26 protein-coding genes and 1 pseudogene are annotated in these 24,346 nt (G+C 59.8%); 14 read left to right on the plus strand and 13 right to left on the minus strand.

The window, feature by feature from the left end; translation table 11 throughout:
• Position 1 precedes the first annotated feature (1 nt).
• Genes AC1MDT_RS08965 through fabI form a run of 3 tightly spaced genes read left to right on the plus strand, consistent with a single transcriptional unit; the run spans position 2 to position 3,449 of the window.
• A complete protein-coding gene (locus AC1MDT_RS08965) occupies positions 2-1,021 on the plus strand; it encodes an ABC transporter permease (protein ID WP_480421681.1) in 1,020 nt (339 codons plus the stop codon).
• A gap of 1 nt (position 1,022) precedes the next feature.
• On the plus strand, positions 1,023-2,633 hold the full coding sequence (locus AC1MDT_RS08970) for an ABC transporter ATP-binding protein (protein ID WP_480421682.1): 1,611 nt from the start codon (positions 1,023-1,025) through the stop codon (positions 2,631-2,633).
• 21 nt (positions 2,634-2,654) lie between these two features.
• Entirely contained in the window at positions 2,655-3,449 is a 795-nt protein-coding gene (gene fabI / locus AC1MDT_RS08975; protein ID WP_008152082.1) for an enoyl-ACP reductase FabI, read from the plus strand.
• A gap of 177 nt (positions 3,450-3,626) precedes the next feature.
• Here fabI and AC1MDT_RS08980 read toward each other — a convergent pair whose 3' ends face one another.
• A complete protein-coding gene (locus tag AC1MDT_RS08980) occupies positions 3,627-4,487 on the minus strand; it encodes a LysR family transcriptional regulator (protein WP_480421683.1) in 861 nt (286 codons plus the stop codon).
• Between the two features lie 112 nt (positions 4,488-4,599).
• Between AC1MDT_RS08980 and AC1MDT_RS08985 the strand changes: the two genes are divergently transcribed.
• Positions 4,600-5,025, plus strand: a complete 426-nt coding sequence (locus AC1MDT_RS08985) for a VOC family protein (protein WP_480421684.1) — start codon at positions 4,600-4,602, stop codon at positions 5,023-5,025.
• A gap of 136 nt (positions 5,026-5,161) precedes the next feature.
• On the opposite strand, the gene AC1MDT_RS08990 is transcribed toward AC1MDT_RS08985, so the two are convergent.
• From AC1MDT_RS08990 to AC1MDT_RS09005, 4 genes are all read right to left on the minus strand, one after another.
• On the minus strand, positions 5,162-5,734 hold the full coding sequence (locus AC1MDT_RS08990) for a GGDEF domain-containing protein (RefSeq protein ID WP_480421685.1): 573 nt from the start codon (positions 5,732-5,734) through the stop codon (positions 5,162-5,164).
• A gap of 74 nt (positions 5,735-5,808) precedes the next feature.
• On the minus strand, positions 5,809-6,387 hold the full coding sequence (locus AC1MDT_RS08995) for a hypothetical protein (protein WP_480421686.1): 579 nt from the start codon (positions 6,385-6,387) through the stop codon (positions 5,809-5,811).
• Position 6,388: 1 nt separating this feature from the next.
• Positions 6,389-8,557, minus strand: coding sequence for a xanthine dehydrogenase family protein molybdopterin-binding subunit (locus AC1MDT_RS09000; protein ID WP_480421687.1), 2,169 nt, complete (start codon positions 8,555-8,557; stop codon positions 6,389-6,391).
• A gap of 28 nt (positions 8,558-8,585) precedes the next feature.
• Positions 8,586-9,041, minus strand: a complete 456-nt coding sequence (locus AC1MDT_RS09005; protein ID WP_310264818.1) for a (2Fe-2S)-binding protein — start codon at positions 9,039-9,041, stop codon at positions 8,586-8,588.
• 364 nt (positions 9,042-9,405) lie between these two features.
• On the opposite strand from AC1MDT_RS09005, the pseudogene AC1MDT_RS09010 reads away from it, so the two are divergent.
• Positions 9,406-9,547: pseudogene (locus AC1MDT_RS09010) on the plus strand (LysR family transcriptional regulator); the annotation flags it as partial.
• Here AC1MDT_RS09010 and AC1MDT_RS09015 read toward each other — a convergent pair.
• Both AC1MDT_RS09015 and AC1MDT_RS09020 read right to left on the minus strand, forming a co-directional pair.
• A complete protein-coding gene (locus tag AC1MDT_RS09015) occupies positions 9,544-10,698 on the minus strand; it encodes an NnrS family protein (RefSeq protein ID WP_480421688.1) in 1,155 nt (384 codons plus the stop codon). The pseudogene AC1MDT_RS09010 and the gene AC1MDT_RS09015 overlap by 4 nt on opposite strands.
• Positions 10,698-10,946 carry a transmembrane sensor/regulator PpyR gene (locus AC1MDT_RS09020; RefSeq protein ID WP_480421689.1) on the minus strand — a complete coding sequence of 83 codons (249 nt, stop codon included), beginning with the start codon at positions 10,944-10,946 and terminating at the stop codon, positions 10,698-10,700. The genes AC1MDT_RS09015 and AC1MDT_RS09020 overlap by 1 nt, the downstream gene beginning before the upstream one ends.
• Positions 10,947-11,212: 266 nt before the next feature.
• Between AC1MDT_RS09020 and AC1MDT_RS09025 the strand changes: the two genes are divergently transcribed.
• Together AC1MDT_RS09025 and AC1MDT_RS09030 are read left to right on the plus strand one after the other, a co-directional pair.
• On the plus strand, positions 11,213-11,710 hold the full coding sequence (locus tag AC1MDT_RS09025; RefSeq protein ID WP_480421690.1) for a VOC family protein: 498 nt from the start codon (positions 11,213-11,215) through the stop codon (positions 11,708-11,710).
• 35 nt (positions 11,711-11,745) lie between these two features.
• Entirely contained in the window at positions 11,746-12,579 is an 834-nt protein-coding gene (locus AC1MDT_RS09030) for an AraC family ligand binding domain-containing protein (RefSeq protein ID WP_480421691.1), read from the plus strand.
• Here the strand turns inward: AC1MDT_RS09030 and AC1MDT_RS09035 are convergent.
• A complete protein-coding gene (locus AC1MDT_RS09035; RefSeq protein WP_480421692.1) occupies positions 12,576-13,160 on the minus strand; it encodes a LysE family translocator in 585 nt (194 codons plus the stop codon). The genes AC1MDT_RS09030 and AC1MDT_RS09035 overlap by 4 nt on opposite strands.
• 170 nt (positions 13,161-13,330) lie before the next feature.
• Here AC1MDT_RS09035 and AC1MDT_RS09040 point away from each other — a divergent pair, with 170 nt between their 5' ends.
• From AC1MDT_RS09040 to AC1MDT_RS09060, 5 genes are all read left to right on the plus strand, one after another.
• Complete coding sequence (locus AC1MDT_RS09040; RefSeq protein ID WP_480421693.1) at positions 13,331-13,951, plus strand: LysE family translocator; 621 nt, start codon at positions 13,331-13,333, stop codon at positions 13,949-13,951.
• 73 nt (positions 13,952-14,024) lie between these two features.
• A complete protein-coding gene (locus AC1MDT_RS09045) occupies positions 14,025-15,065 on the plus strand; it encodes a DMT family transporter (protein WP_480421694.1) in 1,041 nt (346 codons plus the stop codon).
• 80 nt (positions 15,066-15,145) lie between these two features.
• On the plus strand, positions 15,146-16,228 hold the full coding sequence (locus tag AC1MDT_RS09050) for a bifunctional transcriptional activator/DNA repair enzyme AdaA (RefSeq protein WP_480421695.1): 1,083 nt from the start codon (positions 15,146-15,148) through the stop codon (positions 16,226-16,228).
• A 42-nt stretch (positions 16,229-16,270) separates the two neighbouring features.
• A complete protein-coding gene (locus tag AC1MDT_RS09055; RefSeq protein WP_480421696.1) occupies positions 16,271-17,074 on the plus strand; it encodes an isocitrate lyase/PEP mutase family protein in 804 nt (267 codons plus the stop codon).
• Positions 17,075-17,079: 5 nt separating this feature from the next.
• Positions 17,080-17,697 carry a DNA-3-methyladenine glycosylase family protein gene (locus AC1MDT_RS09060; RefSeq protein WP_480421697.1) on the plus strand — a complete coding sequence of 206 codons (618 nt, stop codon included), beginning with the start codon at positions 17,080-17,082 and terminating at the stop codon, positions 17,695-17,697.
• A gap of 115 nt (positions 17,698-17,812) precedes the next feature.
• Here the strand turns inward: AC1MDT_RS09060 and AC1MDT_RS09065 are convergent, their stop codons facing one another.
• From AC1MDT_RS09065 to AC1MDT_RS09075, 3 genes are all read right to left on the minus strand, one after another.
• Positions 17,813-18,910, minus strand: a complete 1,098-nt coding sequence (locus tag AC1MDT_RS09065; protein ID WP_480421698.1) for an extracellular solute-binding protein — start codon at positions 18,908-18,910, stop codon at positions 17,813-17,815.
• 2 nt (positions 18,911-18,912) lie between these two features.
• On the minus strand, positions 18,913-20,037 hold the full coding sequence (aguA, locus tag AC1MDT_RS09070) for an agmatine deiminase (RefSeq protein WP_480421699.1): 1,125 nt from the start codon (positions 20,035-20,037) through the stop codon (positions 18,913-18,915).
• Between the two features lie 100 nt (positions 20,038-20,137).
• The gene (locus tag AC1MDT_RS09075; RefSeq protein ID WP_480421700.1) at positions 20,138-21,022 is read right to left on the minus strand and encodes a LysR substrate-binding domain-containing protein; all 885 of its coding nucleotides are present in this window, start codon (positions 21,020-21,022) and stop codon (positions 20,138-20,140) included.
• Positions 21,023-21,261: 239 nt separating this feature from the next.
• On the opposite strand from AC1MDT_RS09075, the gene AC1MDT_RS09080 reads away from it, so the two are divergent.
• The gene (locus tag AC1MDT_RS09080) at positions 21,262-21,750 is read left to right on the plus strand and encodes a GFA family protein (protein WP_480421701.1); all 489 of its coding nucleotides are present in this window, start codon (positions 21,262-21,264) and stop codon (positions 21,748-21,750) included.
• 137 nt (positions 21,751-21,887) lie between these two features.
• Here AC1MDT_RS09080 and AC1MDT_RS09085 read toward each other — a convergent pair whose 3' ends face one another.
• Positions 21,888-22,496 (minus strand): MiaE family protein, encoded by a 609-nt coding sequence (locus AC1MDT_RS09085; RefSeq protein WP_166589019.1) that lies wholly within the window; start codon positions 22,494-22,496, stop codon positions 21,888-21,890.
• Between the two features lie 160 nt (positions 22,497-22,656).
• Here AC1MDT_RS09085 and AC1MDT_RS09090 point away from each other — a divergent pair, with 160 nt between their 5' ends.
• Positions 22,657-23,520, plus strand: coding sequence for a universal stress protein (locus AC1MDT_RS09090; protein ID WP_480421702.1), 864 nt, complete (start codon positions 22,657-22,659; stop codon positions 23,518-23,520).
• A 104-nt stretch (positions 23,521-23,624) separates the two neighbouring features.
• Here AC1MDT_RS09090 and AC1MDT_RS09095 read toward each other — a convergent pair whose 3' ends face one another.
• On the minus strand, positions 23,625-24,095 hold the full coding sequence (locus AC1MDT_RS09095; RefSeq protein ID WP_008028699.1) for a DUF1289 domain-containing protein: 471 nt from the start codon (positions 24,093-24,095) through the stop codon (positions 23,625-23,627).
• Positions 24,096-24,346: the final 251 nt, after the last annotated feature.

A 24,346-nucleotide genomic window follows, 5' to 3' on the forward strand; every position in this document is an offset into this window, starting at 1 on the left:
GATGAACCTGTCCCCGCTCAATCGACGCCGTCTCGAACTGTTTAAAGCCAACAAGCGAGGCTGGTGGTCGTTGTGGCTGTTTTTGGTGCTGTTCGGTGCCAGTCTCGGCGCCGAGTTGATCGCCAACGACAAACCGCTGGTGGTGCACTACGACAACAGCTGGTACTTCCCGGCCCTCAAGCGCTACCCGGAAACCACTTTCGGCGGCGAATTCCCGCTGGAAGCCAACTACAAGAGCCCGTACATCCGCGAACTGCTCAAGGCCAAAGACGCCTGGGTGCTGTGGGCGCCCATTCCGTTCAGCTACCAAAGCATCAACTATGACCTGAAAGTGCCTGCACCCGGGCCGCCCTCGGCCGACAACTTGCTGGGCACTGACGATCAGGGGCGCGATGTACTGGCCCGGGTGATCTACGGCTTCCGGATTTCAGTATTGTTTGCCCTGACGCTGACCATCCTTAGCTCGATCATCGGTGTGATCGCCGGGGCCTTGCAGGGTTTCTATGGCGGCTGGGTCGACCTGGCCGGGCAGCGGTTTCTGGAAATCTGGTCCGGCCTGCCGGTGCTGTATCTGCTGATCATTCTGGCCAGCTTCGTGCAGCCCAATTTCTGGTGGCTGCTGGGGATCATGTTGCTGTTTTCCTGGATGAGCCTGGTGGATGTGGTCCGCGCCGAGTTCCTGCGCGGACGCAACCTCGAATATGTACGCGCGGCCAGGGCGCTGGGGATGCAGAACGGTGCGATCATGTTCCGCCATATTCTGCCCAATGCGATGGTCTCGACCATGACCTTCATGCCGTTCATCCTGACCGGCGCTATCGGCACCCTGACCGCCCTGGATTTCCTCGGCTTCGGCCTGCCGCCCGGCGCGCCGTCTCTCGGCGAGCTGGTGGCGCAGGGCAAATCCAACTTGCAGGCGCCTTGGCTCGGCATGAGCGCGTTTGCCGTGCTGGCGTTGATGTTGAGTTTGCTGGTGTTCATCGGCGAGTCCGCTCGCGATGCCTTCGACCCGAGGAAGTGAAATGAATCAGGACAATCTGATCGAAGTGCGCGACCTGGCCGTCGAATTCGTCGTCGGTGACCGCTGCCAGCGAGTCGTCGAGGGCGTCAGTTTCGACATCAAGCGCGGTGAAACCCTGGCGCTGGTGGGCGAAAGTGGTTCCGGCAAATCGGTCACCGCCCACTCGATCCTGCGTTTGTTGCCCTACCCGCTCGCCCGGCACCCGTCCGGGACCATCGAATATTCCGGGCAAAACCTGCTGAGCCTGAAAGAGAAAACCATCCGCCACATCCGCGGTAACCGGATCGCGATGATCTTTCAGGAGCCGATGACCTCGCTGAATCCGCTGCACTCGATTGAAAAGCAGATCAACGAGGTACTGAGCATTCACAAAGGCCTGGTCGGTAAAGTAGCGACCAAACGTACGCTGGAATTGCTGGAACTGGTCGGTATTCCAGAACCGCATAAACGCCTCAAGGCCCTGCCGCACGAGTTGTCCGGTGGTCAGCGCCAGCGGGTGATGATCGCCATGGCCCTGGCCAACGAACCGGAATTGCTGATTGCCGACGAGCCGACCACCGCTCTGGACGTCACCGTACAGTTGAAAATCCTCGAATTGCTCAAGGAATTGCAGGCCCGCCTGGGCATGGCATTGCTACTGATCAGTCACGATTTGAACCTTGTGCGAAGAATTGCGCATCGCGTATGTGTCATGCAGCGAGGTTGCATCGTCGAACAGGCATCGTGCGAAGAGCTGTTCCGCGCGCCGCAGCATCCGTACACTCGGGAATTGCTGGCAGCGGAGCCCAGCGGCAAGCCGGCGACCAATGTGATTGGCCCGCCCTTGCTGCAAGTCGAGGACCTGAAAGTCTGGTTCCCGATCAAAAAAGGCTTTCTCAAAACCACGGTGGATTACGTCAAAGCGGTAGACGGCATCAATTTCAGCCTGCCCCAGGGCCAGACCCTGGGGATTGTGGGAGAAAGCGGTTCCGGCAAGTCGACACTGGGTTTGGCGATTTTGCGGTTGATTGGCAGCAAAGGCGCGATCCATTTTGAAGGCAAACAGCTAGACTGCCTGACGCAGCAACAGGTTCGACCGCTGCGCCGGGAGATGCAGGTGGTGTTTCAGGACCCGTTTGGCAGCCTGAGCCCGCGGATGTCCGTCAGCCAGATCGTTGGCGAAGGCCTGCGGATCCATAAGATGGGCACCGAGGCGGAACAGGAACAAGCGATTATTGCGGCACTCAAGGAGGTAGGCCTGGATCCGGAAACCCGGAACCGCTACCCCCACGAATTTTCCGGCGGGCAACGGCAGAGAATCGCCATTGCCCGGGCACTGGTGTTAAAACCGGCGTTGATTCTGCTGGACGAGCCGACTTCGGCCCTCGACCGGACAGTGCAACGCCAAGTGGTGGAGCTACTGCGTTCACTGCAAACCAAGTACAACCTGACGTACCTGTTTATCAGCCATGACCTGGCTGTCGTCAAAGCGCTGAGCCACCAGCTGATGGTGGTCAAGCATGGCCAAGTGGTCGAACAGGGAGACGCGCAAAGTATCTTTGCCGCCCCCCAACATCCGTATACACAGCAGTTGCTGGAAGCCGCTTTTCTGGCACCAGCCACTGCGCAATAACCTGAAAGAGAGGAGCAACACATGGGTTTTCTCGCCGGTAAGCGCGTACTGATCGTCGGTGTCGCCAGCAAGCTGTCCATCGCATCCGGCATCGCTGCCGCCATGCATCGCGAGGGCGCTGAGCTTGCCTTCACTTATCAGAACGACAAACTGAAAGGTCGTGTCGAAGAGTTCGCACAAAGCTGGGGTTCCAACCCGGACCTGTGCTTCCCGTGCGACGTGGCCAGCGATGAAGAAATCGCCAAGGTCTTCGTCGAGCTGGGCAAGAAGTGGGACGGCCTGGATTGCATCGTGCACTCCGTTGGCTTCGCGCCGGGCGACCAACTGGACGGCGACTTCACTGAAGCCACCACCCGTGAAGGTTTCCGCATCGCTCACGACATCAGCGCCTACAGCTTCGTGGCCCTGGCCAAGGCTGGTCGCGAAATGATGAAAGGCCGCAACGGCAGCCTGCTGACCCTGTCGTACCTGGGCGCCGAGCGCACCATGCCAAACTACAACGTCATGGGCATGGCCAAGGCTTCCCTGGAAGCTGGCGTGCGTTACCTGGCCGGCTCCCTGGGCCCGGACGGCACCCGCGTCAACTGCGTATCGGCTGGCCCGATCCGCACCCTCGCGGCTTCCGGCATCAAGAACTTCCGCAAGATGCTGGCCGCCAACGAAGCGCAAACGCCGCTGCGTCGCAACGTCACCATCGACGAAGTCGGCAACGCCGGCGCGTTCCTGTGCTCGGACCTGGCGTCCGGCATCAGCGGTGAAATCATGTACGTGGACGGTGGCTTCAACACCACGGCCATGGGCAGCCTCGAAGAGTAATCTTCGGCTAGCCAACTAAAAAACCCGCCTCTTCAGGCGGGTTTTTTTATGGCCGATCCCTTGTAGGAGCGAGCTTGCTCGCGATGGGCGTTAACGATAACGCGGCGCCCCTGATTTACCGAGGTGTGCCGACCACCATCGCGAGCAAGCTCGCTCCTACAGGGGGTTGGTGTTTAGTCAGCTTTGGGTCAGGCAGTTAGCAAATAGCTGCTGGATCGGCTGTGTACGCTGGCTGTAGCGCTGTAACAGGACGATCTCACGGTTGAACGTCAGTTCGCCCAAGCGGATGATTCTGACCTTCGCGCCATACTCGAGCCACAACCCGGCTTCGGGAAGTAAGGAGATACCCAGGCCGCATTCGACCATTTTCACAATGGCTTCCAGCTCATCCAGCTCCAGGGCTACTTGCACATCGATGTGCTGTTCGCGCAAAAACCGTGTCACCAGGCGTCCACCGAATGAATTACGGTCGTAGCGCACATGCGGATGCTGTGCCAGCAACTGCAAGGGGTCATCACCTTCGAGGTTCGCCGGCACAATCAACACGAACGGTTCCCGGCGAATGACCTGCGCCGACAGCTCCTTGGGCAACTCGAACGGCGGTTTGATCAGAATCGCCAGATCCACCTCCCCGGTGTCGACCTGGCTCAACAAGTTCAGTGAGACGCCGGGCACCAGTTTCGCCTCCAGCAACGGCGCTTGTTGCCGTAATCGAACCAATGCTTGCGGCAACAACCCTGTCTGCGCCGTCGCCACGGCGCCGATTTTCAACTCGCCACGGTATTCGCCAACGTCATCGCAGACGGCCATTCGGCTGAAGGTTTCCAGCATGTCCCTGGCCATCGGCAATGCCCGTTGCCCCGCCGCATTGAGAATCGCCTGACGCCCGGTGCGGTCGAACAGCCGAATACCCAATGCGTGCTCCAGATTGCGCATCTGCGCGCTGACTGCCGACTGAGTCAGGCCGATGTGCATTCCGGCCGCCGCGAAGGTGCCGTAACGGGTGACGGCGATGAAGGTCTTCAATTCCCGCAACATGGCGTTCTCGATCAATCGAAATAATTTGTGCTCGACGCAAAAACTATCGTCTTTCAATCAAAAAGCACAGCGCTAAACTCAGCCCATCGACCGACAACTGCGAGGCAATTCGATGCAACTCTCTCCTTTTCATTTGGCCATCCCGGTGTATGACCTGGCGGCTGCGCGCAGTTTCTATGGTGAAGTGTTCGGTCTGGAAGAAGGCCGCTCCAGCGACCATTGGGTCGATTTCAACTTTTTCGGTCATCAACTGGTGATTCATCTCGCGCCAAAAAATGCCTCGCAAGAAGCGGCTCACACCAACGCCGTGGATGGCCACGACGTGCCGGTGCCGCATTTCGGCGTGGTATTGGGCATGGCGCAGTGGGAAGCGTTGGCCGAGCGGTTGCAATCGCTGAAGACGCGTTTCGTGATTGAACCGGGGATTCGTTTCAAGGGGCTGGTGGGCGAGCAGGCGACGATGTTTCTGTTCGATCCGTGCGGCAATGCGCTGGAATTCAAGGCGTTCAAGGATATTGAGCAGTTGTTTGCCAAATAGTGTTATCCGCACGACCGCCTTCGCGAGCAGGCTCGCTCCCACAGTGGGTTTGTGTTGCATACAAATTTATGTAATCACAGAAAATCAGTGTGGGAGCGAGCCAGCTCGCGAAGGGGCCCGCCGACTCAACACCACACTAGTGGCTCATTACCCTCTCTGCCTCATCTAAAAGCTCTTCAACCGAACCATGAAGAACCGGGTCATATTCGATCTGCCCAATGCTGAAACGAATCTCATACCCGCGATGCGCGATGGCATTGCGCTCATCGAGCATTTCTTCAAGGCGCGCCTTGATTGCGCTGACTTCCACTGAAGCGGACCCTATGAGCAAGGCCACGAAGGTGGCACCGTCCAGCCGCCCGACCACATCGCTTTCCCGAAAGCCGATGCGCAGCACATCGGCAAAGGTTTTCAGCGCGTTGTCGCCCTCGGTGCGGCCGAACAGGTAATTGATGCGCTTGAACTCGTCGAGGTTGAAGAACAGCAGCGTCGCCGGCCTGCCCAGTTGTTGGCAGGCGTCCAGGCCCAATTGAGCCAAGGCAATGAAACCGTGCCGATTGGGCAGCAGCGTCAGCTCATCCATGCTCGCCATCTGCACCCCGATCAACGCTTGCTCGGCTTTGCGGGCCAGATCGCGCAGCAGCTCGCGCTCCTGTTGTGGCGTCCCTACACGTACACCTGATTTGTGCGGTTTGCCTGAGATCAGCATCACATACTCCATGGGTGGGTATGTTGTTTAGAGTCCTCGATACCGGGTTTGACTCCCTGTCTACGGGCCGTTGGTCAGCTTCCCGTCACCGGGCACGGCCCACCGGCCTCCGCCCAGAGCTTGAATTGAGTCACGAAAATGTCGTGCGGCACCGGCACCGGCGCGCGATTGCCGCCTGGGTTCCAGCCCCACAGCACCAGTTTGTCGTCGCTCACATGTTTGATCAGCGCCGCGAAATCGCGGTCGCCGTTGCTGGAGTGGTCCTTGATCAGGGCACACAACCTGTCGGCCGGCAGGCCGATCCAGGCCATTTTGTGCGCAGCCGGCGGCAGGCCCCAGTGCGGCGCTCCCGGTGCGGCATGAGGGCCGTAACTGGCCGGCGGGTTGTTTTCGGCGTGGCAGGTGGCACAGGGCAATCCGGCGGCGCCCTTGCCATCCATGCCACGCACCACGTTCATCGCATGGGGAATGCCCGCGTCGAACTGCAACGGCGAATCACCGGGGATATGGCAGTTCTGGCAGCGCGGGCTCTGGAAGACTTTCTGCACGATGTCGAAAGCCTTCAAGGCTTCCTTATCGTCAGCTAACACTTCCGAGGCGTAGACCGCGAGGCCGACCAACACCACCGCACCCAGAATCAGATGGCGTCTCATCTCACACCCCCGACAGTTGCAAGGGCAGTTCCCGCAAGCGCTGCCCGGTCAGGGCAAACACCGCGTTGGCGACTGCTGGCGCTGTGGGTGGGACACCGGCTTCGCCGATGCCGCCGGACCTTTCGGTGCTCGGCACGATATGCACTTCGACCACTGGCATTTCGTTGAGCCGCAGGACCTGATAGTCGTGGAAATTGGATTGCACCACCTGACCGTCCTTGAAGGTCAGCTTGCTGTGCAAGGTGAATCCGAGGCCGAAGGTGATGCACGACTCCATTTGTGCCGCGATGCTCATCGGGTTGACCGCAATCCCGCAATCCACCGCACACACCACCCGGTGCACGCGGATCGCCAGGTTGTCCTGGGATACCTCGGCAACGTGGGCCACGTAACTACCGAATGACTCATGCACCGCCACACCCAACGCATGGCCGTCCGGTAACGGCGCGTTCCAGTTGGCTTTCTCCACCGCCAGATTCAGCACACCCAAGTGCCGCGGATGCGCCTTGAGTAAGGTTCGTCGGTATTCCACCGGATCTTTGCCGGCCGCCTCGGCCATTTCATCGATCAGCGATTCCATGACGAAACCGGTATGAGTGTGCCCCACCGACCTTAGCCACAACACGCTGATCCCGGTTTTTGGTGAGTGCAATTCCACCTGATGATTGCCCAGGTCTTCGAGGTAAGGGCTGTCGGCGACGCCTTCGACCGAGGTTTTGTCGACGCCGTCCTTGACCATGGTTGCAGCAAACGCAGTGCCGTCCATGATCGACTGCCCGACCATCATGTGTTTCCAGGCAATGGGCATACCGTCGGCCCCCAGCCCGATGCGTGCCTGATGCAGGAAGGCCGAGCGGTAATAGCCACCGCGAATGTCGTCCTCCCGCGACCACACCGTTTTCACCGGCGCGCCCGCAGCCTTGGCCACCTGCACCGCTTCAGCGACAAAATCCGAGGTCGGATTGGCCCTGCGGCCGAATCCGCCACCGAGAAATTCGGTATGAATCTTGACCTGCTCAGGTTTGAGCCCGGTAATTTTCCCTGCAATCATTTGATCCAGCGTCTGAAACTGGGTGCCCGTCCAGATTTCGCAGGTGTCCTTGCTGATGTTCACCGTGCAATTGAGCGGTTCCATCGGCGCGTGGGCCAAATACGGCACGCTGTACTCGACGTCGATCGTCTTGACCGCCTTGCCCAGTGCGGCAGTGACATCGCCCGCCTTGCTGGCCGAAATGCCCGGCGTGGCGGCGAGTGCGCGGAAGCTTTCCAGTAGCTTCTGACTGTCGAGCCCGGTGTTCGGCCCCAGATCCCACTCGATTTTCAGCGCGTCGCGCCCCAGCTTCGCGGCCCAGTAATGATCGGCAATCACCGCCACCCCGGTGGGCACCTGCACGACTTTGTGCACGCCCGGAATCTCTAGCGCTTCGGCGCCTTCGAAGGATTTGACGCTGCCACCGAACACCGGCGAGCGCGCGACCGTGGCAGTCATCAGCCCGTCGAACTGCACGTCCATGCCGAACTTGGCGCGGCCGGTGATTTTCTCCGGTGTGTCCAGGCGCTTGGTCGGTTTGCCGATGAGTGTCCAGTCCTTGGACTCCTTGAGCTTGATCGAGGCCGGAGCAGGCACCGGCAGCTTGCCAGCGTCATCGGCCAGATCACCGTAAGAGGCGCGATGGTCACCGGCAATGACCACGCCTGACTCGGTATGGATCTCGGAGGGCGCGACGTTGAAGCGCTTGGCGGCCGCATCGATCAGCATCAAACGCGCCGCCGCGCCGGCCTGGCGGTAGCGGTCAAACTCCATCCAGGTCGACGTCGAGCCACCGGTGATCTGCATCCCGCCAAATGCGGGCAGCCCGTAGTCAGCGGCCGAAGCGGGCGCGTGTTCGACGCGGATTTTCGACCAGTCGGCCTCCAGCTCTTCGGCAATCAGCATGGTCAGACCGGTCCAGATACCCTGCCCCATCTCCGAATGGCCAAGCAGCACCGTGACGCTGTTGTCATTGCCGATTCGCAAAAAGGCATTGGGCGCGAACACGTTGCCTTGATTCTCGGCGCCTTGGGCAAAGCGATGGGCGCCGGGAATGACGAACGCCACCACCAGACCACTGCCCAACAGCGCACTGCCCTTTAGAAATCCCCGACGCGACAGACGATTGATGCTGTTCATTGCTCAGTCTCCATCAACCAACGTGGCATCAACCGATCTCGGCGGCCCGTTTGACTGCGGCACGAATTCTTGGGTAGGTGCCGCAGCGGCAGATGTTGCCGGAGAGCGCCTGATCGATGTCGCTGTCGGTGGGTTTGGGGATTTTCGCGAGCAGCGCCGCGGCCGACATGATTTGCCCTGACTGGCAGTAACCGCACTGGACCACATCGAGTTCGGCCCACGCTTGCTGCACCGGGTGCGAACCATCGGTGGACAGGCCTTCGATGGTGAGGATTTTCTGCCCATTGGCTACCGCCGTGGCCGGCGTGATGCAGGAACGCAGTGGCGCACCATCGACGTGTACGGTGCAGGCGCCGCACTGGGCCATGCCACAACCGAATTTGGTGCCGGTGAGGTGTGCGACATCGCGCAGGACCCAGAGCAGCGGCATGTCTGCGGGGACATCCAGCTCCTGATCCTTGCCGTTAATGTTGAGGGTCAGCATTGCGAATTTCCTCAGACTCACGGTGACGCCGTTTTTGTTTTGGTAGGAGCGAAGCTTGCTCGCGAAGAACGTTAATGCGGTGTGTCAGGACTGACGCCTTCGCGAGCAAGCTTCGCTCCTACAAGGCCGGCTTATCCTTTCAGCTAAGCGCAAATTACCGGGCGAGACCGGTTCATCGACCACCGGTCACACAATGAAGGCGAACTGGATTGCTTTGTAGCAGCTGTCGAGCCTGCGAGGCTGCGTTCGGCGACGAAGTCGTCGTGAAATCAGACCCCGCGGTGCGTCAGGAAAATCGCGTTCGCAGGGTTTACGACGACTTCGTCGCCGAACGCAGCCTCGCAGGCTCGGCAGCTGCTACATACAGCGGGTTTTGCAACCGTTTGTACCGTTGAGTTCGGCGTTGTACCTGTACTTCCCCAGTCGCACGCAGACGCAACCGAAACTGCGCCTTTATCGACATGGCGACGCAGTGGATCGCGGACCAGGGCGGTTTGCGGCGCTAGACCCGCGGTTTGAGCAAGATCCCGGTGTAATGCGCCAGGAACAGGGCAAAAGCCCCACACCAAAGCAACGCCGACAACCCCAATCCAACCGCGGAAAACGGCACGAGAAACACCCGGCACACACCCGCGATCGACACCAAGGCAAAACCGAAAATAATCCCTTTCGAAGGCTGCAACACTCGCCCGGTATGGCCCAGGCTGACCCGCGCAATCATCGCCAGGATCAGCCCGCCAATGCCACCCACCGCCAGCGAATGCGTCACGAGACTTTGTTGCGGCATGACGCCTGCGTGCCACAGCGCCATGGCCAATGTCGCCAGCACCAACCAGACGTAAGCCAGATACAACGACCAGAGCAGCGGCACACGCCAGATGCCCCGGTCATGCCAGCGCCACAGGCGCAGTAGATGCAACGCGCTCATCAATAGAAACAGCACCGCCAGCCAACGCCGGGGGACGTCGTTCAGACCGGCGGCAAACGATACCGCTGCCAGTAAGCCGCTGATCAATAGGGCCTTGGTTGGCCATGGATTCGCCGCGGGTGCGGCGGGACGGTTCAAGCCACGTTGAATGAAGAAGGGTATCACCCGCCCGCCAATGACACTCATCAGCGCCCCCACCAACCACAATGCCGCCAGTACCCCCCGCCGTTGCAGGCCGGTGTCATCCGTCGATAGCCCCCACAAGGTCATCGCCTGACAGCCGGCCAGCAGCGCGACCATCAGCAGGATCGGGTAATTGTCGCGTTTGCCGGACGCCACCAGATCCCGCCCCAGCATCCAGGCCAGCAACGGCAGAAAAGGCATCTGCAACAGCAGCAACAACGCCGCCGGTAGTGGCATCAGCCATGCCAGTCTGGCCACCAGCCACACCAGCAGCAGCCCGATCAGCGGCCAGCCCTGGAGCCCCGGACGCCCCGTCCAGTTTGGCACTGCCGTCAGCAGGAACCCGGCGATGATGGCAGTGGCGAACCCGAATGGCATCTCATGTCGATGCCAGGACAGCATCCCGCCGATGGGTTGTGCGCTGGGTAAACGGCCGTACAACCAAAGCGCCCAGATCGCCACCGCAATGGCCGCGAACCCGGCGCCGGCGAGAAAGAAAGGCCGAAAACCGAGACTGAAGACGGGTGCGGCAGCGAACTTGCGCATCAGGCCATTGCCCCGACCAGGTTTGGGCTCAACCGATGCTGGGACAGCAGACGCATGACGTAGCCGATTTTGAGCAGGGTTGGCCCGATGATGGTCATGGCGTGCATCGACACCAGCGCGACGATAGGCAGGTGACCCGCGTAGACGTAAGCACCGTAGATGCCAGCCAACAGCATCGCCAGGCCAACGCCCAGCACTCGGCTCGACAGACGCAGAACGTTCTGAGGATTGCTGAAGAAATCGAACATTTTCCGTACTCCTGAAGCAGTTCAGTTGTACGTGTGACGTATCAAGTGTCGTGCCAGTTATTGAACCCTTGTAAATCAAGGCCCTGACATCACTCGATGTCAAAACGACCACTCCCAGAAATGGTCGTTATGACTCCATCAGTAGTCATATCGACTTAACTGAACGGGATTAATCCGCCGCATTTGTCGATCTACGGTACGGCCAGATGACCAGAGCCTGACTACGCTGAAGGTCCGGCATGCGTAACCCGTAGAGGAGCACCACCATGCAACGCGTTCAAAAACTGACTCCCTGCCTCTGGTTCGACGATCAGGCTGAAGCAGCGGCAACGTTTTATTGCTCGATCTTCGATCACTCGAAAATCACCGCCATTACCCACTACGGCAAGGCTGGCCAGGAAACTCATGGCCGGCCAGCAGGCTCGGTCCTGACGGTCAGTTTCGAACTGGATGGGCAGCCGTTCACCGGCCTCAATGGCGGCCCTGTATTCAAGTTCAGCGAAGCGATCTCGTTTCAGGTCAATTGCCAGACCCAGGATGAAGTCGACCATTTCTGGGGGGCACTGTCCGCTCATCCGCAGAACGAGCAATGCGGTTGGCTCAAGGACAAATTCGGCCTGTCGTGGCAGATCGTGCCGATCGCAATGATGGACATGCTGAAAGACCCGGACACGGCAAAATCCCAGCGCGCCATGCAAGCAATGATGCAAATGAAAAAACTCGATATTGCCACGTTGCAACGAGCCTTTAACGGTGAGAGCTAATACACTCCTGTGCTCGCCGGCCGAGGATACTGACGATGAAGCACACTGTTGCCAAGGATGCTGACAAAGCCCCGCGCTTCTGGCGCGACGACGCCCTGCCCTTCATCGAAGCCCGGTCCATCGCCGATGGACGCGAGGTCTGCTACACCCGGCATTCCCACGCGCACTTTTCCATCGGTGCAATCACCGCCGGGTGCAGCACTTATATTCATGAGCAATCGGAGTTTCAGGTCAGCGCCGGCACCGTGGTGCTGATGAATCCGGGCGATGTTCACGCCTGCAATCCGATTGACGATCAGCCCTGGTCCTACCTGATGCTGTACGTCGACACGGCGTGGCTCACCGATTTGCAGCACCAGCTAGGGTTCAGCCACGACCTGGCCTTCCGCCGGTTCGCCGTCAGCCACAATCGCGACGCCAGCCTGTTTCACGGCCTGAAGGGTTTGTACGAGCTGTTGGTCGATCCACAGCAAGACGTGCTGGGCAAACACAGCGCTACGGTGGAGTTTTTCACCGAGGTGCAGCAACGACTCAACCCCAGCGATCAACCGCTGCGCGAGCCCAATTTCAAACTGGAGCGCGCCGCCGAATACATCCGCGACCACTGCACGCTCCTGCTTAAGCTCGAAGACATTTGCGAAGCCGCTCAGCTGTCGCCGTCCTACCTGATTCGCGCGTTCAAGCAACATTACGGCATGACGCCCCATGCGTTTCTGGTCAACCAGCGCATCCAGTTCGCCCAGGATCAATTACGTAGCGGCAAGTTGATCGCCGATGTGGCACTCGAAGCCGGGTTTGCCGATCAGGCGCATTTCCAGCGTGCGTTCAAACAACACCTGGCGGCGACCCCGGGGCAGTATCGCGGCTAGAACAGCAGGTACATCGCGCTCGCGGCCAGCAGCAACGCCATGCTCCGATTGAACAGGCGCATGCCCGCCGGGTTACTCAGGTAGCCGCGTAAAAATGTCCCCGCATACGCCCAGCAACCGACGGACAGGTAGCAAATCACCAGATACACCGCTGCAAACTGCCAGACCAGCCGCGCTTCGCCGTCGGCGACAAATGCGCCCATGCCGGCCACACAGGCCAGCCAGGCTTTCGGGTTGAGCCACTGCATGACGGCGCCGTACACCATCGACGGCGCCCGGCCTGACGCCTTCACCTCCATAAGCCCATTGTCGGCCGCCAACTTGAAGGCCATGTACAACAGGAATGCCACGCCCGCCCATTGCACGACCTGCGTCAGCGCTGGCCATCGCTGCAACACTGCATGCAGGCCTAATCCCATCAACACCAATAACGCGACGAAACCCAGCGTTGCCCCGGCGACATGCCGTTGACTGGCGCGAAAACCAAACTGCGCGCCAGAACTCAACGCCACGATATTCACTGGCCCCGGCGTAATCGACGCCACCAATGCGAACGCCGCCATGGAGATAATCAGACTCATCACAGACCTTCTTCACTTCAGTTGAACGAGGCCTCAAGGTAAATAGCAACCTGATGGCTGTATTGAACAAAACACCCCTCAGCTGTACCGCGACCGGCGTCTACCACTGTATGGGTCAAGCCACCCCACGCCTGTGATAAAAATACCGTGCCTGCTTTTGGAGCCCCGTCATGGACCTCGCCACCCTCACCCTGTTTCTTCCGGCCTGCTTTGCCTTGAACATGGCGCCCGGGCCGAACAACTTGTTGTCGGTCAGCAATTCGACCCGCTACGGCTATCGCACCGCCTGTGTCGCCGGGATCGGTCGGCTGCTCGCGTTCGCCGGCATGATCGCCCTCGCCTCGGCGGGGCTGGCGGTGGTGCTGCAAACGTCGCGGTTGTTGTTCTACGGGATCAAGATTCTGGGGGCGGCGTATTTGCTCTACCTCGCCTGGCAATTGTGGCGCGCGGCCCCTGGGGCGGGCACCGTGGTGGCGGGCGCGCCGATGGGGATTCTGGCGTTGGCGCGGCAGGAGTTCCTGGTGGCGGCCGGCAATCCGAAAGCAATCCTGATCTTCACCGCGTTCCTGCCCCAGTTCGTCGACTCGACCCACGCCGTATCGCCGCAATTCGCCGTGTTGGGCGCGTTGTTCCTGGTGCTGGAATGGATCGCCATCGCTGCCTACGCCTACATGGGCCTGCACATGCGTCGCTGGTTTGCCGAACCCCGGGGCAAGCGGATTTTCAACCGTTGCTGCGCAGGTTTGTTGTCGGCGGCAGCTTCGGTGTTGCTGATGGCGCGGCGAGCCTGAGGTTATCGATTGACGGGATGCAACACAGGTTCAAACTGCGCTTGATCCCGAATCAATACCCAACGAGCCTTTAATGAACCTGAACATTGTCTACGCCCTTGGCGCTGCCGCTCTTTTTGGTGCGAGTACGCCATTGGCCAAGTTACTGGGCCTGAACCTTTCGCCCATCCTGCTGGCCGGGTTGTTGTACATGGGCAGCGGTGTGGGCCTGACGCTTGTCAGACTGTTGCGTGACCGCGGCTGGCAGCGCAGCGGCTTGAAATCGTCGGAGTGGCCATGGCTGATCGGTGCCATCGCGTTTGGTGGCGTGCTCGGGCCGGTGGCGCTGATGTTCGGTTTGACCCTGACCTCCGGCGCCACGGCCTCGTTGCTGCTCAACCTTGAATCCGTATTGACCGCGGTGCTGGCCTGGGTGGTATTCAAGGAAAACGCTGACCGGCGCATCGTCGCCGGAATGCTGGCAATCGTCGCCGGTGGCTTGCTGCTGGCCTGGCCCCAGAACTCGGCTCAGCCACAGGGCTGGATCGGACCGTTGGCGGTAGCGCTGGCCTGCGCCTGCTGGGCGATCGATAACAACCTGACGCGCAAGGTATCGGCCTCGGACGCGCTATTTATCGCCGGCATCAAGGGATTGGTCGCCGGGGTGGTGAACTGTTCTCTGGCGCTGGTGCTCGGCGCAACACTGCCACACATGACGGTGCTTGGACCTACGTTGATCGTCGGTTTCCTGGGGTATGGCATCAGCCTGGTGTTGTTCGTTCTGGCGCTTCGAGGCCTGGGCACTGCGCGTACCGGCGCCTATTTTTCCACGGCACCTTTCCTCGGCGCAGCGATTGCCATCCTGCTGCTGGATGAACCCGTCACGCTGACATTTTGGGCCGCGTCGCTGCTAATGGGCCTTGGGGTATGGATTCATCTCAAGGAAAGTCATGCCCATGAGCATCAACATGAGGTGCTCAAGCATGCTCATCGCCACGTGCACGACGAGCACCATCAACATGAGCATTCGTTTCAGTGGGACGGAACCGAACCCCACAGTCACGAACATGAACACACGCCGCTGCGCCACAGTCATGCACATTTTCCGGACATCCATCACCGACATGACCATTAGTCAGCCGTGATGATGAATGACTGGAATTCCCTGTCGATTTTCCGGTGGAGGCGTTAGACGACGCGCCTTATGCTCACTTCATGAACCTACAAAACGCTTTTCTTCCGCCCCACGCCGAGATGGTTCGCGCCATGCTCGAACGAGACACCGCCTACGAGGGGGTGTTCTTTACCGCGGTCAAAACCACCGGCATCTTCTGTCGCCCCAGTTGCACGGCGCGCAAACCGAAACCGGAGAATGTCGAGTTCTTCGCCAATGCCGATGAGTGCATGTCGGCCGGCTACCGCGCCTGTCTGCGCTGCAAACCGCTGGACGCGGCGGCCATTGCCCCGGACTGGGTGCAGCGGCTGCTCAAATCGGTAGACGCCGAGCCTGACCAGCGCTGGACCGATGCCCAGTTGCTGGCCGAGGGCATCGAGCCGCTGAAACTGCGCCGCTGGTTCAAGCAGCATTTCGGCATGACCTTCCACGCCTGGCTGCGCACCCGACGCCTCGGCATGGCGCTGGGCGGCATTAAGCAGGGTGATTCTATCGACGCCGCCGCGTTCGACTCCGGCTACGAGTCCCTGAGCGGCTTTCGCGATGCGTTTCAGAAATCCTTCCACATCACGCCGGGGCGGGCCGCTAGCAGCGAGCCGCTGCTGTTCACGCGCCTGACCACACCACTGGGGCCGATGATCGCCATGGCCGAGCGACGCGGGCTGGTGCTGCTGGAGTTTCTTGATCGACCAGCGCTGACCAGGGAAGTCGAAGAATTGCAGAATCGATACGGTTATGCGGTCGCGCCAGGACATAACGCGCATTTGCAGCAAATCGAAAAGGAGCTGGCGCAGTACTTCGCTGGCGAACTCACTGACTTCAACGTTCCACTGCACTTGCCTGGCAGCGATTTCGCTCGAGGAGTCTGGGCCGAGCTGATGAAAATCCGCTACGGCCAGACCAGCACCTACGGCGCCATCGCTGCCCTGTTGGGCAAACCCGGCGCCGGTCGCGCCGTGGGCCTGGCCAACGCGCATAACCGTCTCTCGATTGTGGTGCCCTGTCACCGGGTGATCGGCGCGGACGGCTCGCTGACGGGCTATGGTGGAGGACAGGCGCGCAAGGCATTCTTGCTCAGGCTGGAAAAAGTGGCGGTGCAGATCACGCAACAATTTGCATTCTGATTACTGGCAGGTTTCTCAAAAAGTCATAAGGAAGGACATTCGATGGACACCCTATTTCACCAGTTACACCAAAACGGCCTGTTGATTCTCACCAACGTCGCCGATGCCGCTGGCGCACGAATCGTCGAGCAACTGGGCAGCAAAGCCGTTGCCACCAGCAGCGCGGCGGTGGCTTGGGCTCACGGTTATCCGGATGGCAACGCCCTGCCCCTTGAGCGTCTGGTATCAACGGTCGAGTCCATCGCCAGGGTGATTTCGGTGCCATTGACCGTGGACATCGAGGCCGGTTATTCCGATGACCTGACGCGGGTTGCCGAAGTCATTGATGCGGTTATGGCCGCCGGGGCCGTCGGGATCAACATCGAGGACGGAGCGTCCGCGCCAGAGTTGCTGGTGCGCAAGATTGAAATCGCTCGCGAAGTTGCCAGTCGCCGCCAGGTAAAACTGTTCATCAACGCCCGAACCGATGTGTACCTCAAAAGTCTGGTGCCCGCCGAAGATCGCGTGGCAGAGACGCTCAAGCGCGCCGCGTTGTATCAGGCGGCCGGTGCCGATGGATTGTTCGCCGCTGGCGTCACGGCAGAGTACGAGATTGCTGCGTTGTGCCAGGGTACCTCGCTGCCGGTGAACGTGCTCGGGCTCCCCGGCCTGCCATCGCCTGAAGAATTGAAAGCGCTCGGCGTACGTCGCTTGAGCGCAGGTTCGGGTATCGCCGAGTTTCTGTATGGTGCCATGGCATCCCTGGCCAAGAGTTTCCTGCAAACAGGCAAGCTCGACACCAGCCACCTCAAGGCCTTCACATACGGGGAAGTTAACGCCTTGTTGGCACCGACCAGGAACGTTTAACCACTATGCCCGCTACCTATCTGGCCGCCACTGAGTTCATGGCGTCCATCGACGACGATTGGCGTCGCCACATCGCTGCCATCGGCCCCTGCCTGCACCAGCCCCATGCGGCGCGCGATCCTTATGAGTCGCTGGTGCGGGCGATTGCCTACCAGCAACTGCATGCGAAGGCCGGGGATGCGATTGTCGGTCGGTTGCTGGCATTGTTTGGGACGGGCGCGTTTCCGAGGCCTGAACAGATTGTCGCGACTGAGTTCGATCAACTGCGCAGTTGCGGTTTTTCCGCCAGCAAGATCGCGACCATTCAGGGCATTGCTCACGCGGCGCTGGACGGTGTGGTGCCCGATTACGCCACAGCACTGGCTATGGAGGACGAGGCGCTGATCGAGCGCCTGATCACCCTGCGCGGGGTCGGGCGCTGGACGGTTGAGATGTTGCTGATCTACAGCCTGGAGCGGCCGGATATTTTACCGGCCGATGACTTTGGCGTGCGTGAGGGGTATCGGCGCCTCAAGGGATTGGAGGTGCAGCCGACGCGTAAGCAGATGGTCGAGATCGGGTTGGGGTGGAGTCCGTTTCGGACGGTGGCTTCCTGGTATTTGTGGCGGGTGCCCAACCGGTAGACCGCATCATCGTTCTTCGCGAGCAGGCTCGCTCCCACAGTTAATCTCCAGTGTTCACAAATCCCCTGTGGGAGCGAGCTTGCTCGCGATGGCGACCGAAAGGTCAATACATCACTCACAACCCTGACTTCAACCGACTGAACGCCCGAATCAAAGCCCGGTTAAATGCCTTGCCGTTGTCATTCTTGCTATACAACGAGGCGCGAACCTCCGCCGTCGGGTACGTCCCTGGATCATTGCGAATCGCCGGGTCAATCAAGTCATCCGCCGCCGTAATCGCGTTGGCGTAATGTATGGTGTCGGTGATTGGCGCTATCACTTCAGGCGTCATCAGATAATCCATCAACGCCAAACCGGCCTGGGGATGCGGTGCATCCTTGGGAATCACCATGGCGTCAAACCAGATCAACGTGCCCTCCTTCGGTATCCGATAACTCAGCTTGAACGGCTTGTTCGCAGCCGTAGCCTGCCCGGCTGCGATGGCCACGTTGCCGTTCCAGGACATCGCCACGCAGGTGTTGCCGTTGGCCAGGTCGCTGATGTTCAGGTCGTTGTCGAAGTAACGGATGTAGGGTCGTATCTTCGCCAATTGCTGTTCGGCCAGCTTCAAGTCATCGAGGTTCTGACGGTTGATGTCCAGGCCCATGTACTTCATGACGCCGGCGAACACCTCGTTGGGATCGTTGAGCAGGCTGACCCCGCAATCAGCGAATTTCGACACCACCGCCGGGTCGAACAGCATCGACCAACTGTCCCGCGGTGCATTGGGCAGACGTTTATTGACCGCCTCCTCTTGATACCCCACGCCCGTGGTGCCCCAGGCATAGATGCCGGCATAACGATTGCCTGGATCAAACACCGCCATGTGCTGACGGAACTCCTCGCCAACGCCGGCAAAGTGCGGCGTCTGCCCAGGGTCCCGGGCCTGGATCGCCCCGCTCTGGATCGCCCGCGACAGGTGCTGTCCGGCGGTCAGCACCAGGTCGTAGCCGCTACGGCCGGTGAGCAGTTTGGTCTCGACGGTTTCCAGGGAATCAAAGTGATCGGCGACCACGTGAATGCCGGTTTTCTTCTCGAAGTTGGTCAGGGTATCCGGGGCCAGGTACTCGCCCCAGATGTACAGGTTCACCACCGGTTTGGCGGAGTCGGCGGCCTGCACACACAGGGGTGCAAGCACCAGCAATAACGCTTGAGTCAGTTTGTGCAGGCCCATGCTTACACTCCTTTTTTGTTGCAGGCAGCGCCAGCGTATTGCGGCATGGTGATGCAGGCGACGTTGCCGCCACCCAAGAGGATTTCCCGGGAGTTTTCGATGCCGACGATTGTGTGGTTCGGGAACAGTTCGGCCAGGGTCGCCTGTGCCACCTGATCATGGCGGTCGCCGAACAGTGGCACCACGATCGAGGTATTACCGGCGTAGTAGTTGATGTACGACGCGCAGATTTTGGTCCCGGCCTGACGGGTATGAGTGCTGTCTTGCTGATCCAGACCTTCGGCTTCTTCAGCAGTCCATTCCAGCACGTCCGGTTGTGGCAGCTTGTGCACGATCAGCTCGCGGCCACGGCTATCGCGGGTACTGCGCAGGATGTCGTAGGCCTCCTGATAGATTTCCCACTGTGGATCATCTCGATTATCGGTCCATTGCAGCACCACTTCGCCCGGGCGTACGAAGCAAGCGAGATCATCGACGTGACCGTCGGTTTCATCAAACTTGCAGCCGCGTGGCAACCAGATGATTTGCTCGGCGCCGAGGTAATCAGTCAACCGGCGAGTGACCTCTTCTTTGCCCAGATGCTGATTGCGATTACGGTTGAGCAAGCATTGCTCGGTCGTGAGGATGCTGCCCTGACCGTCGCTCTGGATACCGCCCAGTTCGGCAATCAACGGTGCGCGGTAGCGGTCGAAACGCTCGATTTCGAGGATCTTGCTGGCGATCTGATCATCCTTGTCCCATGGATAATACAAGCCACCGTCGAGGCCGCCGTAAGCGTTGAACTCGAAGTCGACCCCACGCACCTCACCACTGTTGTCGTTGACCACGAAGCACGGGCCGCTGTCGCGGAACCACGTGTCATTGCAGGTCATTTCCACGACCCGCACCTGGGGTGGCAGCTGCCGGCGAGCGGTGGCGAATTGCGCGGCAGAGGCGCACACAGTGACCGGTTCACTCATTGAGATGGCGGTGACGATTTGCACCCAGACTTTCTGCGCAGGCTTGGCGCCGTTGCGCCACACGTCGGTGCGCTCCGGCCAGCCGAGCCAGCAGCCGGACTTGGTTTCGAATTCGCCGGGCAGGCGAAAACCGTCTTGTTTGGGCGTGGAATCAAGCAAACGTGCCATGGTCAAACCTCATCAGCGGGGATTGGAATGACCACAGGCTAAGTGCGCGAGCGCCCTGCTCGCCAACGATGATTATTTCGGAATACTTGAATTCAACTCATCAATCGATCAGCTGATCGTTGAACCATTCCAGCATCTGCGCCACGGCCGGGCGCTCCAGCCGCACTCGCTCGCACACCAACGCGTATTGGCCGAGCGCAGTCATGCTGGAGGTGAACGGCCGGACCAGACGGCCGCTGAGCAAATCCTCCTGCGCGGTCAAATTATCACCCATGGCCACACCCTGCCCTTGAGCCGCTGCTTCCAGTGCCAAACCCGCATGGGCGAAATACAGCTGCCGTTCGGGGCGCTGATCACCGGCATGGCTGGTGAGCCAGGCGGTCCAGGTCTTGCCGTCCTGATCGTCGTGCAACAGGCAGTGACGGGCCAGATCCTTCGGGTTTTTCAGGGTGCCCTGGTTGAACAGGCCGGGGCTGCACACCGGGAAGAACTGCAGTGCCGGCAAGGGCCTGACGAAGTACGCGCTGCTGTCCACCGGACCAGTGCCGTAAGTGATCGCCAGGTCGATGTCTTCCCCCGGCGCCGTGGCATCGATCGGTTGCTCGTAGAGGTGCAAGGTGATGTGCGGATAGCGGGCGTAGAAATCCGTGAGGCGACTCATCAGCCACTTTTGCGCGAGTTCGGCGGTGACCGCTAAACGCAAAACCGCCAGGGATGACGGATCGCGCAGTTCATCGCAGGCATCGCCGATCAGCTCGAAAGCCTGCTGCAAGCTTTGCATCAGACGCCCGGCCGCCATCGTCGGGCGTATCTGCCGGCCTTCGCGGACGAACAGTGTCACGCCTAATTGCTCTTCGAGTTGGCGAATCTGGTGGCTGACAGCGCTGTCGGTCACGCACAGCTCTGCCGCGGCCCGGCCGAAATGCGCGTGGCGCGCGGCGCACTCGAAGGTTCTGAGGGCTGCCAGGGAGGGGAGTCGTCGCATGAGTCAGCTTCCGATGTCGAGGCGCGCATGCTGACCGGGCCACCGGCGGGCGTCCAGTGCCACCGCGTTATCGTTCATCGCGAGCAAGCTCGCTCCCACAGGGGAGTGATGTCATATACAAAACTTGTATTCACTGAAGATCCCTGTGGGAGCGAGCTTGCTCGCGATGAGGCCTGCACAGCCACCGCAAATCCAACCTAGGCTGTCTGAGGTCAGTCCAAGACCCATCGGAGATCCCCATGCAACTCGAAGGCTCCTGCCATTGCGGCGCCGTGTCGTTCAGTCTGAACAGCGCAACCCCCTACCCTTACCAACGTTGCTACTGCTCGATTTGCCGCAAGACCCAGGGCGGTGGCGGTTATGCGATCAACCTGGGTGGCGACGCCGCGAGCCTGAAGGTTCGCGGCCGCAAGCACATCGCGATTTACCATGCGCGACTCAAGGACGAAGGTGACAGGCGCGCCCACAGCAGCACGGCGCAGCGGCATTTTTGTTCACTTTGCGGGTCAGGTTTGTGGTTGTTCAGCCCTGAATGGCCAGAGCTGATTCACCCGTTTGCGTCGGCCATCGACACTCCATTGCCAGTGCCGCCGGAGTACACGCATTTGATGCTGGGTTCAAAAGCGCCGTGGGTCGAGGTCGAGGCACATCCCGGCGATCAACAGTTCGATGTCTACCCCGAAGAATCCATCGCCGACTGGCACCAACGCCTGGGTTTGAATCGCTAAGGGGGTACTTGTAGGAGCGAGCTTGCTCCGGGCGGCGTTCCGACGATGGTCTTCAACGATAACGCGTGTTTACTGGCTAACCGCGGCGTTCCTGAATCCATCGCGAGCAAGCTCGCTCCTACAAAATGGACCACGCGTCAGGCCGCGGCAGGCACACCGCTATGGAAACGGAATTCCACGTCCGGCGACTCGATCAGTTCCTGCTCGGCGGCGCGGACTCTGTCGATCACCTGAGCGATATCCTTGGCGTCACCGTATTGATAAGCCAGTTTCAAGTAACCCTGAAAATGTCGTGCTTCGCTTTTCAGCAGGCCGAAGTAGAACGTGCCGAGTTCTTCGTCGAGATGCGGCACCAGCGCTTCGAAACGCTCGCAGCTGCGAGCTTCGATAAAGGCGCCGACCACCAACGTGTCCACCAGTTTCACCGGCTCGTGGCTACGTACCACTTTGCGCAGGCCCGAGGCGTAACGCCCGGCGGACAGCTGACGCAGCTCGATCTTGCGTTTTTTCATCAGGCGCATGACCTGTTCGTGATGCACCAGCTCTTCCCGGGCCAGACGCGACATCAGGTTGATCAGATCGACATGGGAGTGATACTTGGCAATCAGGCTCAACGCCGTGCTGGCGGCCTTGAATTCGCAGTTCTTGTGGTCGATCAGCAGGGTTTCCTGATCAGCCAGCGCGGCCTGGACCCAGCCGTCGGGAGTACGGCAGCCGAGGAACTCGTGAATTTCGGGAAGGATCATGGGGCTCACGGATAAAAGGTTCAAAACGAAGGGCGCCGATTATACCGGCCTGCCCGCAGACCACCAGTCGCCAACCGTTGATATGCATCAAGTCCCGAATACCCGACCAGCAACTATAGTTGTTCCACGCAGTATTTTTTACTTCCTGGAGATCCCGATCATGCAAGCCATTCGCAGCATTCTGGTGGTCATCGAGCCCGAACACTCGGAAAGCCTGGCGCTCAAGCGCGCCAAATTGATTGCCGGCGTGACCCAGGCCCATTTGCACCTGCTGGTCTGCGACCGCAAACATGACCACAGCGCCATGCTGGGCGTGCTCAAGGCCGCGCTGCTGGCAGACGGATACAGCGTCACCACCGAGCAGGCCTGGAATGAAAGCCTGCATGAAACCATTGTCGATGTGCAGCAGGCGGAAGGTTGCGGGCTGGTGGTTAAACAGCATTACCCGGACAACCCGTTAAAAAGAGCGTTGCTGACTCCCGACGACTGGAAACTGCTGCGCACCTGTCCGAGTCCGGTACTGCTGGTAAAAACCGCCGGTTCGTGGAAGGACAAAGTGATTTTGGCGGCAATCGATGTGGGCAACACGGATGGCGAACACCGCCACCTGCACAACACCATCATCGATTACGGCTATGACATCGCCAGCCTGGCCAAGGCCAAATTGCATGTGATCAGTGCCCACCCGTCACCCATGCTGTCGTCGCCCGACCCGGCGTTGCAGCTGAGCGAAACCATCGAGGCGCGCTATCGCGAGCAGTGCAAGGCGTTCCAGGCTGAGTTCGACATCGACGACAACCACCTGCATATCGAGGAGGGACCGGCGGATGTGTTGATTCCGTTCATGGTGCACAAACTGCAGGCGGCGGTGGTCGTGATCGGCACCGTGGCGCGCAGCGGGTTGTCGGGCGCTTTGATCGGTAATACGGCGGAGGTGGTGCTGGATTCGGTGGAGAGCGATGTGCTGGTGCTGAAACCGGATGAGATCTCGGACCATTTAGAGGAAGTTGTGACCCGGCATTGAGATTTTGCGGTGCGGGTTAGACCGCTTTCGCGAGCAGGCTCGCTCCCACAAGGGATTTGTGAACGACGAAGATAACTGTGGGAGCGAGCCTGCTCGCGAAGCGCTTAGCCGCCGAAGGCGTCCTTGAGGAACCCGGGGGCGATGTACCGCTGGTAATGCGCCTCGGAGAGCAGAAAGAATTCCCGATCAATGGCGTCGCGCAGTTCTGGCAAATTCCAGTCGCGGAACTCCGGCATCAGCACCATCCCATAGGCTTCCAGATTGTTAATGACCCGCGCCCCCCGAGCGATCAGCTGATAAGCCCAGCAATATTCCGACTGATGCGGCACAAAGCGAATCTTGCGCTGCTCCAGCTGCAGACGCAGGCGTTGAGGGTCAAAAACCTCCAGCTTGCTGGCCATCACCTGCGATAACAGCTGCTCCAGACGCAGCCACACCGCGCGTTTTTCTTCCTCGTTGTAACCATTCCAGTTGATCACTTCATGGTGGAAACGCTTGCAGCCACGGCACACCAGATCACCGTAAACAGTGGAGCAGAGGCCTACGCATGGGGTCTTGATGGTCTGATTGGGCATAAGGAAAACACGGGGAAGCAGAACAGAGTGGCATGTTAGCCCTTTGTCTAACATTCATCACCCCTGAAAATTCAGGGCCTAACTTACCTTTAATTTTTTTTTGCCGTAGAATCAGCCAGCCTTTTAAGGCGCCAATGTCCGTTAGAAGCTGTTTTCAAAGCGTCACGAGCACAGTCGTTCCTTCAGAGCGGTGTTGGCGAAGGGTTTTTCCAGCGGGGAAAAGCCCAACGTCAACCCTCATCAGCTCCCGT

It is taken from the genome of Pseudomonas sp. ASL7 (genome assembly GCF_056680375.1).

Bases quoted from the DNA above. Each gene is read 5' to 3' on its own strand.
- fabI (WP_008152082.1), top strand. From the start codon at position 2,655: ATGGGTTTTCTCGCCGGTAAGCGCGTACTGATCGTCGGTGTCGCCAGC.
- AC1MDT_RS09050 (WP_480421695.1), top strand. From the start codon at position 15,146: ATGAACCTACAAAACGCTTTTCTTCCGCCCCACGCCGAGATGGTTCGC.
- AC1MDT_RS08965 (WP_480421681.1), top strand. From the start codon at position 2: ATGAACCTGTCCCCGCTCAATCGACGCCGTCTCGAACTGTTTAAAGCC.
- AC1MDT_RS09025 (WP_480421690.1), top strand. From the start codon at position 11,213: ATGCAACGCGTTCAAAAACTGACTCCCTGCCTCTGGTTCGACGATCAG.
- AC1MDT_RS09090 (WP_480421702.1), top strand. From the start codon at position 22,657: ATGCAAGCCATTCGCAGCATTCTGGTGGTCATCGAGCCCGAACACTCG.
- AC1MDT_RS09030 (WP_480421691.1), top strand. From the start codon at position 11,746: ATGAAGCACACTGTTGCCAAGGATGCTGACAAAGCCCCGCGCTTCTGG.
- aguA (WP_480421699.1), bottom strand. From the start codon at position 20,037: ATGGCACGTTTGCTTGATTCCACGCCCAAACAAGACGGTTTTCGCCTG.
- AC1MDT_RS09035 (WP_480421692.1), bottom strand. From the start codon at position 13,160: ATGAGTCTGATTATCTCCATGGCGGCGTTCGCATTGGTGGCGTCGATT.
- AC1MDT_RS09045 (WP_480421694.1), top strand. From the start codon at position 14,025: ATGAACCTGAACATTGTCTACGCCCTTGGCGCTGCCGCTCTTTTTGGT.
- AC1MDT_RS09085 (WP_166589019.1), bottom strand. From the start codon at position 22,496: ATGATCCTTCCCGAAATTCACGAGTTCCTCGGCTGCCGTACTCCCGAC.
- AC1MDT_RS09060 (WP_480421697.1), top strand. From the start codon at position 17,080: ATGCCCGCTACCTATCTGGCCGCCACTGAGTTCATGGCGTCCATCGAC.
- AC1MDT_RS08985 (WP_480421684.1), top strand. From the start codon at position 4,600: ATGCAACTCTCTCCTTTTCATTTGGCCATCCCGGTGTATGACCTGGCG.
- AC1MDT_RS09095 (WP_008028699.1), bottom strand. From the start codon at position 24,095: ATGCCCAATCAGACCATCAAGACCCCATGCGTAGGCCTCTGCTCCACT.
- AC1MDT_RS08980 (WP_480421683.1), bottom strand. From the start codon at position 4,487: ATGTTGCGGGAATTGAAGACCTTCATCGCCGTCACCCGTTACGGCACC.
- AC1MDT_RS08970 (WP_480421682.1), top strand. From the start codon at position 1,023: ATGAATCAGGACAATCTGATCGAAGTGCGCGACCTGGCCGTCGAATTC.
- AC1MDT_RS09040 (WP_480421693.1), top strand. From the start codon at position 13,331: ATGGACCTCGCCACCCTCACCCTGTTTCTTCCGGCCTGCTTTGCCTTG.
- AC1MDT_RS09080 (WP_480421701.1), top strand. From the start codon at position 21,262: ATGCAACTCGAAGGCTCCTGCCATTGCGGCGCCGTGTCGTTCAGTCTG.
- AC1MDT_RS09020 (WP_480421689.1), bottom strand. From the start codon at position 10,946: ATGTTCGATTTCTTCAGCAATCCTCAGAACGTTCTGCGTCTGTCGAGC.
- AC1MDT_RS09075 (WP_480421700.1), bottom strand. From the start codon at position 21,022: ATGCGACGACTCCCCTCCCTGGCAGCCCTCAGAACCTTCGAGTGCGCC.
- AC1MDT_RS09015 (WP_480421688.1), bottom strand. From the start codon at position 10,698: ATGCGCAAGTTCGCTGCCGCACCCGTCTTCAGTCTCGGTTTTCGGCCT.
- AC1MDT_RS09055 (WP_480421696.1), top strand. From the start codon at position 16,271: ATGGACACCCTATTTCACCAGTTACACCAAAACGGCCTGTTGATTCTC.
- AC1MDT_RS08990 (WP_480421685.1), bottom strand. From the start codon at position 5,734: ATGCTGATCTCAGGCAAACCGCACAAATCAGGTGTACGTGTAGGGACG.
- AC1MDT_RS08995 (WP_480421686.1), bottom strand. From the start codon at position 6,387: ATGAGACGCCATCTGATTCTGGGTGCGGTGGTGTTGGTCGGCCTCGCG.
- AC1MDT_RS09065 (WP_480421698.1), bottom strand. From the start codon at position 18,910: ATGGGCCTGCACAAACTGACTCAAGCGTTATTGCTGGTGCTTGCACCC.
- AC1MDT_RS09000 (WP_480421687.1), bottom strand. From the start codon at position 8,557: ATGAACAGCATCAATCGTCTGTCGCGTCGGGGATTTCTAAAGGGCAGT.
- AC1MDT_RS09005 (WP_310264818.1), bottom strand. From the start codon at position 9,041: ATGCTGACCCTCAACATTAACGGCAAGGATCAGGAGCTGGATGTCCCC.